Source organism: Thermopolyspora flexuosa (assembly GCF_006716785.1).
Classification (GTDB): Bacteria; Actinomycetota; Actinomycetes; order Streptosporangiales; family Streptosporangiaceae; genus Thermopolyspora; species Thermopolyspora flexuosa.
Genome location: NZ_VFPQ01000001.1, coordinates 2,029,426 through 2,044,423 on the forward strand (window position 1 = coordinate 2,029,426; position 14,998 = coordinate 2,044,423).

General features: G+C 67.6%; 10 protein-coding genes. 6 read left to right on the forward strand and 4 right to left on the reverse strand.

From position 1 onward, the window contains the following. The 6 genes from FHX40_RS25030 (at position 1) to FHX40_RS08670 (ending at position 10,302) form a co-directional block, all read left to right on the forward strand. The gene (locus FHX40_RS25030; protein WP_170198770.1) at positions 1-144 is read left to right on the forward strand and encodes a hypothetical protein; all 144 of its coding nucleotides are present in this window, start codon (positions 1-3) and stop codon (positions 142-144) included. A gap of 516 nt (positions 145-660) precedes the next feature. Further along, on the forward strand, positions 661-2,526 hold the full coding sequence (locus FHX40_RS08655) for a hypothetical protein (RefSeq protein ID WP_142259127.1): 1,866 nt from the start codon (positions 661-663) through the stop codon (positions 2,524-2,526). After that, positions 2,519-3,421, forward strand: coding sequence for a hypothetical protein (locus FHX40_RS08660; RefSeq protein WP_142259128.1), 903 nt, complete (start codon positions 2,519-2,521; stop codon positions 3,419-3,421). Before FHX40_RS08655 ends, FHX40_RS08660 begins: the two co-directional genes overlap by 8 nt. Beyond that, positions 3,418-8,511, forward strand: coding sequence for a DEAD/DEAH box helicase (locus FHX40_RS08665; RefSeq protein ID WP_142259129.1), 5,094 nt, complete (start codon positions 3,418-3,420; stop codon positions 8,509-8,511). The genes FHX40_RS08660 and FHX40_RS08665 overlap by 4 nt, the downstream gene beginning before the upstream one ends. A 350-nt stretch (positions 8,512-8,861) precedes the next feature. Then, positions 8,862-8,930, forward strand: coding sequence for a putative leader peptide (locus tag FHX40_RS26245; RefSeq protein WP_373286912.1), 69 nt, complete (start codon positions 8,862-8,864; stop codon positions 8,928-8,930). A gap of 82 nt (positions 8,931-9,012) precedes the next feature. Beyond that, positions 9,013-10,302, forward strand: coding sequence for a dicarboxylate/amino acid:cation symporter (locus FHX40_RS08670; protein ID WP_229789136.1), 1,290 nt, complete (start codon positions 9,013-9,015; stop codon positions 10,300-10,302). 953 nt (positions 10,303-11,255) lie between these two features. On the opposite strand, the gene FHX40_RS08675 is transcribed toward FHX40_RS08670, so the two are convergent. The 4 genes from FHX40_RS08675 to FHX40_RS08690 are packed head-to-tail and all read right to left on the reverse strand — an operon-like array spanning position 11,256 to position 14,998. Continuing rightward, positions 11,256-12,089 (reverse strand): DeoR/GlpR family DNA-binding transcription regulator, encoded by an 834-nt coding sequence (locus tag FHX40_RS08675; protein WP_142259131.1) that lies wholly within the window; start codon positions 12,087-12,089, stop codon positions 11,256-11,258. 58 nt (positions 12,090-12,147) lie between these two features. Next, complete coding sequence (locus FHX40_RS08680) at positions 12,148-13,209, reverse strand: NAD(P)-dependent alcohol dehydrogenase (protein ID WP_142259132.1); 1,062 nt, start codon at positions 13,207-13,209, stop codon at positions 12,148-12,150. Then, positions 13,206-14,060: a carbohydrate ABC transporter permease gene (locus FHX40_RS08685; protein ID WP_142259133.1), complete on the reverse strand. Its 855-nt coding sequence runs from the start codon at positions 14,058-14,060 to the stop codon at positions 13,206-13,208. Before FHX40_RS08685 ends, FHX40_RS08680 begins: the two co-directional genes overlap by 4 nt. Beyond that, entirely contained in the window at positions 14,057-14,998 is a 942-nt protein-coding gene (locus FHX40_RS08690) for a carbohydrate ABC transporter permease (RefSeq protein ID WP_229789135.1), read from the reverse strand. The genes FHX40_RS08685 and FHX40_RS08690 overlap by 4 nt, the downstream gene beginning before the upstream one ends.

The following is a 14,998-nucleotide window of genomic DNA, read 5'->3' on the forward strand; positions in this document are numbered from 1 at the left end:
GTGGATGACAGGGCCGTCATCGGCCTGAAGTTCAGCGTCGTCCTGTCCAGGCACCTCGCATCCGTCGCCCTGGACGTCAGCTTCGCCGACTTCGACCACGCGGCGGCCGTGCTGGACGAGCCGATCGAGTGGCTGGTGCTGTGAGAAGGGGGGAATCTCGACCCTCCCTAGGCGCATATCGGCCCGCTTCGAAAGGGTTCAGCGCCGATCCCGCAAATGATCAGCCGCTTCCCCATGTCTTTCGCCGAAGACCGTGGGCCAGCCGATGAGGCCAAGTTCACGGGTGCCGGTGCGGTTTTCCCTGCGGGTCCCGGGCAAAAGACCGCGGCGACCAGACGTCTCTGCCGTTCGGAGGTTCCGGCCCGAAGATGGCCATACCCTGCCCGTTGTAGTCCTGGACCTGCCCTGCTGCTGCGATCCCGCAGGTGATCGGTCGTTTTCAGTTACGCTGGTCCGATAGGCGAAAAACGTCACAACTGTCACTAATTGTCCAGAATAGACGACTTCCGTATTAAATGTCCGAAGCAGCGTTCCGGTGGGTGGTTAGGCCCTTCCTGGTCACCGTGTCGAACAGGGCGACAATTTGGCCCAATTCCGTTATCGTCTATCCCTCTAGATCGTCACATAGGTTTTGTCATGCGCTCTTATAAGTGGTGGCAAGTGCTGCTCGCCAAGACGTACTTCGGGGAGCATCAGAACGGCCGTCCGGTCCTCTTCTTCGTCGACGACGAGATCGCGCGACGCCTTCATCAGACGGCGGAGCCGGGTATCACTGACCTCTGCACCACCGTCGCCGAGGCCGTCGACTGGTCCGGTGAGGCCTTCGCAAAGGTCGCGGACAACGTGCGGGAGTGGCGCACGAAGGGACAGTACAGAAGCGAACCGCCACCCTGCTTGCCGGTGCTGGCCGTGCTCGTGCTCGCGGCCACCCGTATGAGGAGCAAGGGGACCCGTGGTCAACGTGCCTACTACGAACGCCTCGCCGAACTCATCAAGCCGGCAGGGTGGACTCTCCCTGACGCGACAGACCACCTGAGGCGAGGGTCTGAGGAGATACCTACGCTGTGGCGGTATCTCAAGGAGTGGCTTGAGGAGCGGGACGGCCGGAACGGCATCTGCACCTTCTACGCCACCAAATGGCGTGGACGCATCGGGTACGCCCAGTCGCAGGCGATCATGTGCGCCGACGACAACCAGCGCCTGGCCCCGTTCTTCAAGAAGTACCGAGGCAGATCCGGACACGAGCTCCTTGAGCTGCTACGGCAGCACGGGCCGGAAAAGTATCACCTCTCCAAGACGTGCCAGGAAGCGCTCGTTTCGAACGATCGTGATGAGATCGTGGCCCAGCTTCTGGAGATGCTCTCGAGGACGGGGCAGAACGCACCTGCACCCGCGGGTATCCGAAACCTCGAACTCCGGCTCGCCGCTATGCAGGACCAGCGCCAGAGATGGGTGCTGAGCTGGAAGATCCCTTGCCGTGACGGACTCCAGGGCGGTGCCCTGAAGCACGCGGGTGGCACGCTCCAACTGACTGCCGAAGAAGGGCGACGGTACTACCGGCTGTCCGGGGATCTTCCCGACATCGGAGTGGTCCTGAAGAGCGGGTTCAAAGCGGACGAGAAGTACGTGCGGATCAACGCTGCGCGCCGGACCAAACCCGTGATCCTGCAGCAGGACCCGCATGGCGGATACGTAGAGACCAAGCACGCTGAACCGTTCCAGCCGTCCCTCATCGTCTACAGCGAGGCGCTCGAGAAGCAGGCCAGAGAGCTCCTCGACAGGGCCGGCTACGAGTGGGAGCCCGGAGACCCGTGCAACGTACCGGGCTGGTACGTCCTCGACAGGATCGAGTTCGACGATGAGGGCAGGCCACGCAGGAAGAAGATCCGGCTCACCGGGGGTCTGAAGGTCCGCCAGGATCTGGGCAGGCACCACTATCTGGCGGGCGGAGAGCCGGACCTCGTCCCACCGTCGGGCACCGAGGTCGTGAAGATCGATGGCAGGCCGGTCAAGACCGGGGGACGACCGGTTCTGCTGCGCGGACTCGGCCTGATGCCTGGCCGACACACCGCCGAGTGTGACGGCCACAGCCTGACCTTCCACACCCACGCGCCACGCATGCCGGAGCGGCGGGCGAAAGGCGCCTCGCGTATGCCTTCCCCTCCCGGACCTCCGCTGGCTGCCGTCTATTCCGACGGTGGCTTCACGCGGCTTGCGTCGTCGGCCGCGGCCCCTCCGCCGGTGTGGTGGCGTACGCGGCAGACCGGGCTCACTGGCGCGAGCCTTCAGGCGGAGGTGCCCGAGTCCGCGGTGTGGCTGGTCAGCGAGGCCGAGGACGGGTTTCGGGTCATGCTCCGACGCAGGGAGCCTCCTGCGATCAGACGGTTCACGCAGGAGATGAGGGAGTTCTGGATAAAGGTCTTCTTTGCCAAGCCGTGTGACGATGAGCATCAGAGGTTGTGGGCGGATTATTGCGAAAAGGCGCTCGAGTTCAGTATGAAAAGTATGAAGGCGCATCATGAGTGATCAAGAAACGGAATTCGATCCCGATCTCTTCGTCGCCTGGCTGGCCTATGTCGGAAAAGGTCGGATCGAGGAAATGCGGTCCACCCTCTGCTGGGCGGCGAGCGTCGACAGGGGCGACGCCAACGAGTGGTTGACGGTCCTGGGCAGACTCGGACACTGTGTCGTCGATTGGCGGAATCGCACGTGGTCGGCCCGGCCATTGCAGGTCACCCCGTTGCCCGGGCCGGTGCAGTGCTCACTTGTGCTCGGGACGAGACCTCATCCCGATCTCGCTGAGGGATTGGACGGCTTTGTCACCGCGTGTGCTCCTGGCACCGCCGGGGGCATTCCGCTTCCCGCCACGCTCTGGTTTGAGGGGAGTGAGAAAGAGGCGGCTGAGATCCTCGGCGTCGAGCTCATTCCGTGTGAAGCCGCACGCATCGCCGAGGACCTTCGCCCGGCGTCTCCCGGCCGAGTCACTCAAGGACCTGCAAGGACGACACGACTAAAGTATTTCTCCCTGAGTACGCTGCAATTTCGATGGTCTCGGTCGAACAGAATCTGGCCTGATGGTTTTTATGCGTACGAAGGTCACGGTAAATGGTATTACGTATTGCGTCGCGATCAAAAGTGGTATGAGGTTGAACGTGCCGTTGGCGTTTACCTCGCCACGTCACCGGATCACACCCCCGTCGAGTGGGTTCCGGAATCGGAGGACCAACGTGGTGATCTTGCGTTGGGCCGGCTCAGGGTGAAGAAGGGTGCGCGGCTTCCTTCTGATCAGGACTACGCGGCCATAATGTGCACCGGCCTTCCACCTCTCACCATAGAGGACCGGATCGTCTACGACGGCGTTCCGCTGTGGATCGCCAAGAAAATCGCCGACTCCCTTCATCGCGAGCTGGAGATCTTGTGACCGTCGCGAATTCCCCTCAAGACGTCTTCAACGCATTGCGGCAGGCCTACCTCCGGTACTACGACACCGCTTTCCGGCTACGTGACCCCCGTCTCCAGGAGGAGCGTCGCAGGCTCCTCGATGTTCCCGGTGGCATCTACGCTGAGCCGTACCTCGAGATTCGGCCCGAGTATGCGCGCACCGGACGCAGCGTCATGGAATCCGCCAAGCTGGCGGGAGCACCGCCGGAGCTGGCGGAGTTCGCGAGCTGCGGATTGTTGCCGGCAGCGGAGCTCTATACGCATCAGGAAGAGGCGCTCATAGCGGCCCTGAAGAAGGACGGCAACGTCGTCGTCACCTCCGGTACCGGCTCAGGAAAGACCCAGGCGTTTCTCCTGCCGATCATCGCCGATCTGCTCGCGGAGTCCGCGTCGTGGTCGAATCCCCCCGCTCGGGCGACCGCGTGGTGGCGGAGTGCGACGGCACCGTTCACCCCGCAGCGCTCCGGTGGAAAGGACCGGCCCGCCGCCGTCCGGGCGTTGATTCTCTACCCGACCAACGCTCTGGTGGACGACCAGCTCGTCCGGCTGCGCGGTGCACTGGACAGCGACGAGGCGCGCAAATGGCTGGAGGATCACCGGAACGGACACTACTTCTATTTCGGGAAGTACACATCCGCCACACCGGTGCTGGGCAAGCCCGATCAGCCGGAGGCCGTCAAGGAGCTTCGCGAGTTCTTCCGGGAATGGGAGGAGCGGAGCGCTCAGGCCGCCCGGATCGCCGAACGGGATTCGAATAAGGATCATGCGCGGTACTTCGCCCCGCGCCCGGGCGGTGCCGAGATGCTGTCGCGGTGGGACATGTACGACGCACCACCGGACATCCTGATCACCAATCACTCGATGCTCAACGTCATGCTCCTCCGCGAACGCGACGAGGGGTTCTTCGAAAGGACCAGGGAGTGGCTGGAGACCTATCCCGACGCCCGGTTCACCTTGGTCGTCGACGAGCTCCACACCCACCGCGGAACGGCCGGCACCGAGGTGGCCTACCTGGTCCGGAACCTGCGGAACAGGTTGGGCATCATGGACGCCCCAGAGAAGCTCCGCGTCATCGCGACCACCGCGTCCTTGGAGCCGGAACGGGACAGGAAGTTCCTTGAAGAGTTCTTTGCGATAGACCGCGAGCAGTTCCATTTCGTCAGCGACCGGCGAGTCAAGGGCGGAGGCCGCATCGTTCCCCTCAGGAAGAGCACGGCCACCGCGACCGACAAGGTGCGGGCGCACTTCTTCTTCCGGAACGTTCCCGGCATGTGGGCCTGCTCCGATCCGGAGTGCACGCAGGTGCCCGACGACTGGAGGAAGGATCGGACGGTCGGGAAGCTCTACAGCCGTCCGCGGACCTTCTGCGACTGCGGTGCCCGAGTCCTGGAGCTGCTCTTCTGCCGTTCCTGCGGCGACGTCTTCCTGGGAGGATACGCACCCAGAAAGGCTACCGAGGAACGCTCCTTCAACTCCTACCTTCTCCCCGACACACCGGACCTCTCTCGGATCCCGGACCTGGTCCGGCCGGATCGGACGGCACGTAATTACATCGTTTACTGGCCGCGTACGACCCTGCAGCAGGCCCGCGACCCCAATCCCTGGAGCCGTGACGGCGTCCGGTTTGCATTCCGCCTGTCGCGGCTGACGCCCAAGACCGGACGCCTAGAGAACAGCGCAGACAGCGCCACGGGCTGGAGCTACCACGTCGAGACCCGCAACAGTGGCTACGAACTCGACGAGCTTTCCCCGTTCCCACCCGCCTGTCCCTCATGCGGCTCGGACTGGGAGCGGCGCGGGCGGAAGGAGCCCGACTGGCTCAAGGACCCGGACTACCAGCGTTCCCCGATCAGCCCGATGCGCACCGGGTTTGAGAAGGTGAACCAGGTCCTCGCGGCCGAACTCGCGACGCAGTTCGACTCCGCCGAGGAGCGCAAGCTGCTCGTGTTCTCGGACAGTCGGCAGAACGCCGCCAAGCTCTCCGCGGGCCTGGCCCTGCGCCACTACCAGGACCTTGTGCGTACCTTGGCGCTCTCGGCCATGCACGAGGTGACGGTAACCCTTGACGACATTGCGGCGGCGCGCGACGGGGACAAGGCCGTCTACGAGAAGCTCTTGGCGAAGGACCGGGACGCGGCGCGGGATCTGAAGATCGCCTGGATAGAGGGAGACGCTGACGCGGAGGAGGCGGCCACCGCCAAGCTCATCGCACCGATGCGGCTGGACTGGCTTGCCAAGACCGTCGTCCAGCGCAAGCTCCTCGCCCTCGGCGTCAATCCTGCCGGGCCCAAGCCGTCCGCCCAACGTCCCGGGGGCGTCAACTGGTACGAACTCTACGACTGGGATAAGAAGCCTCCCGCCCTCACGGAAAAGGTTCCCGACGACGTTCGCGAGGCGCTCGCCGATGCTGCCACCCAACTCCTGGACAACACCCTCGAGTCACTCTTCTCCGGCGCGGACCGAGACTTCGAGTCGCTCGGACTCGGCCGTATCGATACCGTCGACCGTCGCACGCCGACGGCGATCCCGGGCGTCGGGCCTGCCAGCCTCCGTATCCTCGCCGAACTCAAGCGCTTCAACGGCCTGCGCGACCCCCAGCCCAACGTCCCCGCACGGCTCAAGGCCTACTGGAAGACCGTCGCCGCGGTCCACAAGCTCGATTTCGCTGAGGTGCAGGACCAAGCCGAGCGTTACTGGCGAGGCGTCGTCGCCGACTTCCTCATCGACCCCGGGCAGGTCGCGCTCTTCCCCGCGCCGTCCAAGGTGTGGGTCTGCAAGACCTGCGGTCGGCGGCACCAGACCGAGAGCGCCGGCGTCTGCACCGGGTGCCGGGCGAGACTCCCGGAGTCGCCGGAGCCCTTGGACAAGGGCCAGCAGCTCGAGGACTACTACGCGTGGAAGGCCCTTACAAAGAACGGCATGTTCCGCCTCAACTGCGCCGAACTCACCGGGCAGACCGGCCGGATCGAGGCGCAGCGGCGTCAGGCCCGGTTCCAAGGGGTGTTCCTCGACGACGACAGGGACCACGTGCATGGCCTCGACTTGCTGTCGGTGACGACCACGATGGAGGCGGGAGTTGACATCGGGCCGCTCAGCCTGGTCGTCATGGCGAACATGCCGCCGACCCGGTTCAACTATCAGCAGCGAGTGGGCCGTGCCGGTCGACGTGACAACCGCCTCGCCGTCGCGCTCACCGTCTGCCGAGGACGGAGCCACGACGAGCATTACTTCCGCAACCCCGACGCCGTTCTCAACGATCCCGTCCCGGCCCCTTACCTTGCTCTCGAGTCGATGGAGATCCTCGAGCGGGCCGTGGCCAGCGAGGTACTGCGGCTGGCCTTCCTCCACACCGGCCTGGCGGACCCCGAGAACTCCGGGGTGCACGGTCCCTTCGGCCGGGCTTCCGATTGGGCCGACATCGCCGCGGATATCGAAAAGTGGTGTCGCGCCAACCTCAGCACCATCCGTAACGCCGCACGCGCGTTCACGGCCTACACAGGCTTTAACCCGGACCGATTCGACGCCGACTGGGTGAGGAAACTCCTGGCGAATGTGGGGAGGGTCGCCGCAGAGTCGGGGGAAAGCGAGGATCTCGGCGAACGGCTCGCGCACATGGGTGTGCTGCCCATGTTCGGCTTCCCCACCAGGGTCCGCTACCTCTACCTGGAACGGCCGACCAGTTCCTACCCGTGGCCTCCAGAGGAGGTCATCGACAGGGACATTGCGCTCGCCGTCTCGACCTTCGCCCCCGGGAACGAGGTGGTCAAGGACGGGCAGGTGTTCACCGTCGAGGGCATCACCGACTTCGCCCCGACGGTGTACGGCAAGCCGCGACCGGCCGACGATCCGCTGCGGAAGCGGCAGATGATCGGGCTCTGCTCGACCTGTAACCGTCTTGAGCTGACCCCGGGGCAGCCCGGCACGTGCCCTCTGTGCGGGCAGGAGAGCTACCGCATCGTGGAGATGAGCGAACCGGCTGGCTTCCGGGCGGGCGAGCCACGTGACTTCGACGGCAACTTCGCCTGGGCGGCCATGACCGTCCTGGCCCGGGCCACAGCCGACCTTTCCGAACTCCGCCGCGCGGCGTGGCGCGCCGCGACGGTCTACCGAGGGCCAGGCAGGCGGTATGTGATCAACGACAACGCAGGGGATGCGTTCACCTTCATCTCGGGAGGGAACGACTGGGGCGGGTACCGCATCGCGCCGAAGGGAAGCACCATCGGCCGGACGGTGGCGTTGGGCGCGGCGCTGCCGACCGACTTCCTCTTCGTTGGCCCATCACGCACCGTCGACGACGTACGCGGGCTTCGCCTCAACCTGGAAGAGTGCCAGCCCAAGTTCAAAGCCGACCTCCATCAGGGGCGGCGCGCCGCCTGGTACTCCCTGGCCTTCCTCCTGCGGTCCGCGGCCGCCGAGTTCCTCGACGTCGACCCGCGCGAGCTTGTCGCCGGTATTCACCCGGAGCGGCACGGAGACAGTCAGGCGTGCTACGCGTTCCTCGCCGACACCCTGGAGAACGGCGCGGGGTTCAGCACCCGGCTGGGTGAGGTCTTCGACGAGTTCGCGGCGCACGTCCAGAGGTTCCTTGCCGGCCTGGCCGATCCGCGGCACGCAGAGAGCTGCAAGACCTCCTGCTATGGCTGCCTGCGGGACTACGAGAACATGGTGTTCCACCCGCTCCTGGACTGGCGCCTCGGAGCGGACCTCTTCACGCTCCTGTCCGGCGGCGACCTCCCGAACGATCACGCGACCATGGCACGGGAACGGATGGCCCTGGACAGCGTGCGCGCCGTGCTGCAGGGCGAGTTCCTCTCCTCCGAGACCGCGGTCATCGGCACCGAGCTTCGCCTAGGCGAACGGTACGCCGTCGTGGCCCGTCATCCATTCGAGGCATGCGAGGACAAGCTCGTGAGCCCGCGGCTCGAGGAAGCACTCGCAGCTGCGTGTGACTACACGAAGGATGAGACGCGTGTGATAGTCACGGACTGGTTCACCGCCGAGCGGAACCCCCTGCTCGTCGTCCAGCAAACCGCTCGCCCCGAGCGGCGGAGGAAGGCCGCGCGCCGCTGAGTGCGGCAGGACGTGGCGGGTGGCTGCCACGGCATCTGCCGTGGCAGCCACCCCCTGTGGCCCGGACCGCGGCGGCCGTCCGGCCGATGCGCTGCGGCGTAGCGGAGCGACAGAGGGCCCGCGCCATGCGAGCGCTTCGCAGCTGCCGAACCCGCGGGCAGGAACGGATCGATCACCTGGTCAGCCTCGGCGAGTTCGACCCGGACACGTTCCAGCAACGACCTAGGTACCGGTCACTATGTGCTTCGAGTACTTCCGATCGGTAATGTCTTGAAACTCCCAAGGATTCATCCTATGATCGGACATACTGTCCTATTTACTCTAAACCGCCCATCAATGTGAGGTGTGACATGTCCGTGTGGCTTGTAGCACGGCTGCACATCGATCTCTGCCGACTGGCCGGCTCCCTCTGTCGCTGATCACGCCCTGACGGGCGCGCCGGTTCCCCTTTCGATTTCGCGTGCCGTCTTCGGCATGCCGTCATTCGGAGTCTCCCTGCCAATGAAGAGGGTCTCGTTTTCCCTGCAACTGCTGCTGGGCCTCGTCGTGGGCGCGGCCCTCGGCTTCGCCGCGCTCGTATGGAACCTCGAGTGGCTCGCCGACGTCCTGACCGAGGTCGGGAACATCTTCGTTCAGCTCCTGCGGCTGGCGGTGGCGCCGCTGGTGTTCACCGCCGTGGTGGTGAGCGTCGCCAACCTGCGCAACGTCGGCAACGCGGCCCGGCTCGCGGGCAAGACGCTGCTGTGGTTCCTCGCCACCGCGCTCATCGCCGTGATCGTCGGCATCGTCCTCGGCCTCGTCATCAACCCCGGCCAGGGCGTCACGCTCGACACCTCAGGCGCCGAGGCGCCCGAGCGGGTCGGCTCCTGGGTCGACTTCCTGACCGGCATCATCCCGACGAACGTCGTCACGGCGTTCTCCGAGCTCAACGTCCTCCAGATCGTCTTCCTCGGCGTCGTGCTCGGCGCGGCCGCCCTCGCCATCGGCGAGAAGGCCGAGCCGTTCCTCACGCTGAGCCGCTCGATCCTCGAGCTGGTGCAGAAGGCGCTGTGGTGGGTGATCCGCCTCGCCCCGATCGGCACCGCCGGGCTCATCGGCAAGGCCGTCGCGACGTACGGCTGGGACCTGCTCGGCCCGCTCGCCCGGGTGAGCCTCGGCGTGTACGTCGGCTGCCTCATCGTGCTGCTCGCCGTCTACCCGACGCTGCTCGCCCTGGTCGGCAAGGTCAACCCGGTCACGTTCTTCCGCAACGCCTGGCCCGCGATCGAGCTCGCCTTCGTCTCCCGCTCCTCGGTGGGCACCCTGCCGGTGACGCAGAAGGTCACGATCGAACGCCTCGGCGTCGACCGCGACTACGCCGCCTTCGCGGTGCCGTTCGGCGCGACCACGAAGATGGACGGCTGCGCCTCGGTCTACCCGGCGATCGCCGCGATCTTCGTCGCCCAGGTGTACGACATCCCGCTCGGACTTGGCGAGTACCTGCTGATCGCCTTCGTCGCCGTGGTCGGCTCGGCCGCCACCGCGGGCCTCACCGGCGCGATCGTCATGCTCACCCTGACGCTCAGCACCCTCGGCCTGCCCCTCGAGGGCGTCGGCCTCCTGCTGGCGATCGACCCCATCCTCGACATGATCCGCACCGCGACGAACGTCACCGGCCAGATCGTGGTCCCCGTCCTCGTGGCCCGCAGCGAGAACCGCCTCGACGACGCGGTCCTCAACGCCCCGCCCCAGCCACTCGACAGCGCCCCGGTCGCTCCGGCCCGTCCCGCGGGCGGGTCGGCGGCCGCCTGACGTTCGAGGGCGTCCATCTCACCGTCTCGTGCGGGCGGCCCCTGACATCGGCCGCCCGCGCTCGGCATGCTCAGGCCTTCCGCCACCGTGCCTGGTCGCCGCCGCGGGAGGAGCAGCGCATCAAAGTGCCGCGATCGGTGGTACCGAGGGCGCCTTCGGGTGAGCAGAAGGCTCCGGGATGAACGCCACGTATCACGGAAGGCCGGGAGCGCTGCTTGGGCTGTGCCACGCGAGCCGGCCGAGGGCTGAATTTACGCGTCTTCGTACGGCTCGGGCGGGGCTTCGGGCGGGAGGTGCGCTCGTCGCCGTCATGGTTCGGTGTGGTCGGAGTCGGCGTTGCCACGGCAGGGGTGACCGATGCCGAGGGAGGGCTGGGCGGCGCAGCGGGAGTGCCGGAGGTCGGTGCGGCGGTCGCGGCGGCGACTGTCTCGGATGAGGGCGACGGCGAGTCGGCACAACCGGTCGCCAGGAAGAGAGCGGCGGCGACGACCGCCACGGCACGGAGAGATCTGGCGTTCACTGTCATCCTCGGGTGGGGATCGAGCCCGTCAACCCTAGGTATCGACAGCGCCCGCCATATGACCCTTTGCCATCTGCTGACCTTTTATCTACTTGTGCATTCGGTGCCCTGAACTACGGCGACCACGAGGAATGCGCTATCCGGGAACAGGCTGGAGCACGACGCCACGCACCCACGGCAGCCGCCGGACGGCGATACCCACACCTCGGCTCACCTTGCGCCGGGTACCGGACTCGGACGTACGGCTCGGCCCGCGCGGTCGTACCCTGATCCGGCCGGGCGGACGGCCAAGGCCAGGGGGTCGACGAGGTTCCAGGCCGGCGGTCGGGAGGTGACGCCGGTGACCTTGACCCGTCGGCCCCGGCCTCCTGCGCCACAGTTCGACGGGAGCGGGCACCCACGATCGCCCGCCGCTGGCCGTTCCCCGGACAGGTCAGCCGACGTCGGTGGTGAGGGCGTCGGAGACCTCGACGACGGCGATGCGGTCGGGGGGCAGGTGGGGGCGGTACTCCTTCTCGGGGGTGGCGGTGTCGGTGACGACGAGGGTGAAGTCGGCGAGGCGGGCGAAGGAGTAGGGGGCGACGCGGGTGAACTTGGAGTGGTCGACGAGGAGGATGCGGCGGTCGCCGACGGCGAGGGCGGCGCGCTTGACGAGGACCGAGTCCTGGTCGGGGTGGTAGCACTCGCCGCCGCTGACGGCGGGGGTGGAGATGAAGACCGCGTCGAGGCGGAGCCGGCCGATCGCGTCGTGGGCGAGCAGGCCGACGTTGGCGTCGAACGCGGGGCGGTAGGTGCCGCCGATCATGACCACCTCGAGGCCGTGCTCGACCAGGACGCGGGTGAGCGACAGCGAGTTGGTGACCACGGTGATGCCGGACAGCCGGGACAGGTACGGCACGAGCGGCAGGCACGAGGTGCTGTCGTCCATGAACACGGTCATGCCGCGCTGCAGCTCGCGGGCGGCCCGGGCGGCGATCGCCTCCTTCTCGCGCAGCGCGGCGCGGGCGCGGTCGTGCCAGCTCGCCTCGCTGTCCAGGGCGTGCACCGACGCCCGGGTCACCGCCTCGCTGACCGCCCCGCCGCGGACCTTGCGCAGTAACCCCTGCTTCTGCAGGATGTCCAGGTCGCGGTGGGCGGTCATCGCGCTGATGCCGAACTCCCGGACGAGTTCCTCGATGGTGACCTTGCCCCGCCGTTCGAGCAGCTCGATGGTCTTGCGGTGCCGTTCCATCTGCACCGGGGTCAGTCGGCGGAACCGGTGTGACAAGGCAGCCCCCTCTGCTCATCCGGGAAACTCGGGTGTACGGCGCGGCGGTGGATCGCCGTTACTCAATATTGGTGCCGTTCGGGTGAACCATGACCTTGAGGGCGGTGGGATCCTGCCGGGCGGCCCGCAGCGCCCGCTCGGTCTCGGCCAGCCCGAACCGCGCCGTCACCAGCCCGTCGAGGTCGATCGCCCCGGAGGCGGCGAGCGCGATCGCGGCCGGGTAGGCGTGGGCGTACCGGAACGTGCCGGTCAGCCACAGCTCGTTGCGCTGCACCACGTCGACGGGGACCGGCACGGTGGGGTCGCCCATGCCGACGAGCACGACGGTGCCGGCGGGGGCGACGCACCGGATGCCGGAGGCGATCGCGTCCGGGCTGCCCGAGCACTCCAGCAGCACGTCGGCGTCGGCGATCACCGAGGACGGGTCGCGCTCGCGCACGTTCACCGTCTCGTGCGCGCCGAGCCGCCGCGCCACGGCGAGCCGGTGCTCGCTCACGTCGGTGGCGACGACGCGGGCCGCGCCCCGCGCGCTGGCCACCTGCGCGCACAGCAGCCCGATCGGCCCGGCCCCGCTCACCAGCACCGACATGCCGGGCTCGACGCGGGCCTTGCGGTTCGCCCACACCGCCACCGACAGCGGCTCGATGAGCGCGGCCGCCTCGTCCGACAGCGTGTCCGGCACCGGGTGCGCGAACGCCTCGTCGAGCGTCACGTACTGGGCGAACGCGCCGTCGACCGGGGGAGTGGCGAAGAACCGCACCTCGGGGCAGAGGTTGTACCGGCCGGTACGGCACTCGCGGCACTGGCCGCAGGGCACCCCGGGCTCCATGGCGACCCGGGTGCCGGGCCGTACCCGGGTGACCTCGGGGCCGACGGCGACGACCGTGCCGGAGGCCTCGTGGCCGAGCACGAGCGGCGACTCCACGACGAAGTCGGCGATGCGGCCGTGCTCGTAGTAGTGGACGTCGGAGCCGCACACCCCGACGGCGGCCACCCGGATCAGCACCTCGCGTGGGCCGGGCTCGGGTACGGCCAGCTTCTCCAGGCGGACGTCCCCGGGGGAGTGCAGGACGGCGGCCTGCTGCACGTCCGGGAGGGGGATGGACGCTGCGTCGGTCATTCGGCGGTCACCGCTCCAAGGGTCAGGCCGGTGACGAGCCACCGGCGAACTGCGAGTCCGGCAACGATCATGGGCAGGGTGACGACGACGCCGAGCGCGGTGAGCTGGCCCCAGTCGACGCCGCCCTGGGTGATGAGGCGCCCGGCCGCCATCGGCAGGGTCTGCGAGGCCGGGCCGGCGAAGCTGGACGCGAACGCGTAGTCGTTCCACGAGAACACCGCGCACAGCACGCCGGTGGTCACCAGGCCGGGCTTGACGGTGGGCAGCACCACGTGCCAGAACGCCTGCCACCGGCTCGCCCCCGACACCAGCGCCGCCTCCTCGATCGACCGCGGCACGTCCGCGAAGAACGCGCTCATCAGCCAGATTGCGAACGGCAGGCTGAACGACAGGTACGCGAGGATCAGCCCGGCCACCGAGTCGAGCAGGCCGAGGTGCCGGAAGATGATGAACAGCGGCAGGATCACGGCCGCGATCGGCGCCATCCGGGTGCTGATGATCCAGAAGGCCAGGTGCTTGCGGCCGCGGCCGCGCCAGTGCGCCAGGCCGTACCCGGCGATGGTGCCGAGGGCGAGCGCGAGCGCGGTCGCCGTCACGGTCGCGATCACGCTGTTGACCGCGAACGGCGTGATGTCGTTGCCCGCCCCGAACAGCCTGGCGTAGTTCTCCAGGGTCGGGGTGAAGACCAGGGTCGGGGTGGCGGTCTTGATCGCGCTCTCCGGCTTGACCGAGGAGAGCAGCATCCAGCCGAGCGGGATCACCGTCCAGGCGAGGATGATCGCGACCAGCACCCAGGTGAGCACGCGGGCGACCGGGGAGCGGCCGCCGAGCGTCGTGGGGGTCTCGCTCATTTGGTGAGCCCCTTTCTGCCCAGGACGCCGACGAAGACGTTCGCCAGGATGATCGAGAACAGCAGCATCACCAGGCCGATCACCGAGGCGTAGCCGATCTCCCGGAACCGGAACGCGGTCTCGTACAGCCGGATCGGGATGATCTTCGTGGCGTCCGCGGGGCCTCCGTTGGTGGTGATCGTGATGATGTCGAAGAAGCGGACCGCGTCCATCGCGCGCACCAGCAGCGCGACGAGCAGCACGCCCTTGATCGTGGGGAAGACGACCGAGCGCAGCGTCTGCCAGTAGCCCGCGCCGTCCACCGCGGCGGCCTCGAACAGCGGCGGCGGCACCGCGGTCAGCCCGGCCAGGGTGATCAGGACGACCAGTGGCGTCCACTGCCAGGCGTCCATCGCCACCACCGCGATCATCGCCGTGGTGCCCTCGCCGAGCACGTCGCTCTCGAAGCCGAGGCCGCGCAGCACCCACGCGTACAGGCCGATGGTGTAGTCGGTCATGAACCGGCCGAGCAGGCCGACGATGATCGGCGCGAGGAACATCGGCAGCAGCACCAGGGCGAACACCAGGCCCCGCCCCCGGGTGATCCGGTAGAGCACGAGCGCCACGAGGACGCCGCCGAGCATCTCCAGGCCGAGGGTGAGCGCGAGGTAGATCAGGCTCACCACCCAGGAGGCGCGCACGTCCGGGTCGGTGAACAGGCGCTGCCAGTTCTCCAGGCCCACCGGCTCGAACCGCAGCCCGCCGAGCAGCTTCACCTCGGAGAAGCTCATGTAGATCAGGGTGAGGAACGGCAGCAGCGACAGGGCGGCCAGCACCAGCAGCGCGGGCGCCATCATGCGCATCTCGAAGCTGGGCGGTCGCAGCAGCGTGCGCGACCGGCTCCGGTCGCGCACGCCCTGCCGGGCCGTCGTCCCCACGACCTTAAGGTCGGAGGCCAC

Coding starts and splice junctions, on each gene's coding strand:
- FHX40_RS08660 (WP_142259128.1), top strand. CDS start 2,519: ATGAGTGATCAAGAAACGGAATTCGATCCCGATCTCTTCGTCGCCTGG.
- FHX40_RS08685 (WP_142259133.1), bottom strand. CDS start 14,060: ATGAGCGAGACCCCCACGACGCTCGGCGGCCGCTCCCCGGTCGCCCGC.
- FHX40_RS08680 (WP_142259132.1), bottom strand. CDS start 13,209: ATGACCGACGCAGCGTCCATCCCCCTCCCGGACGTGCAGCAGGCCGCC.
- FHX40_RS08670 (WP_229789136.1), top strand. CDS start 9,013: ATGAAGAGGGTCTCGTTTTCCCTGCAACTGCTGCTGGGCCTCGTCGTG.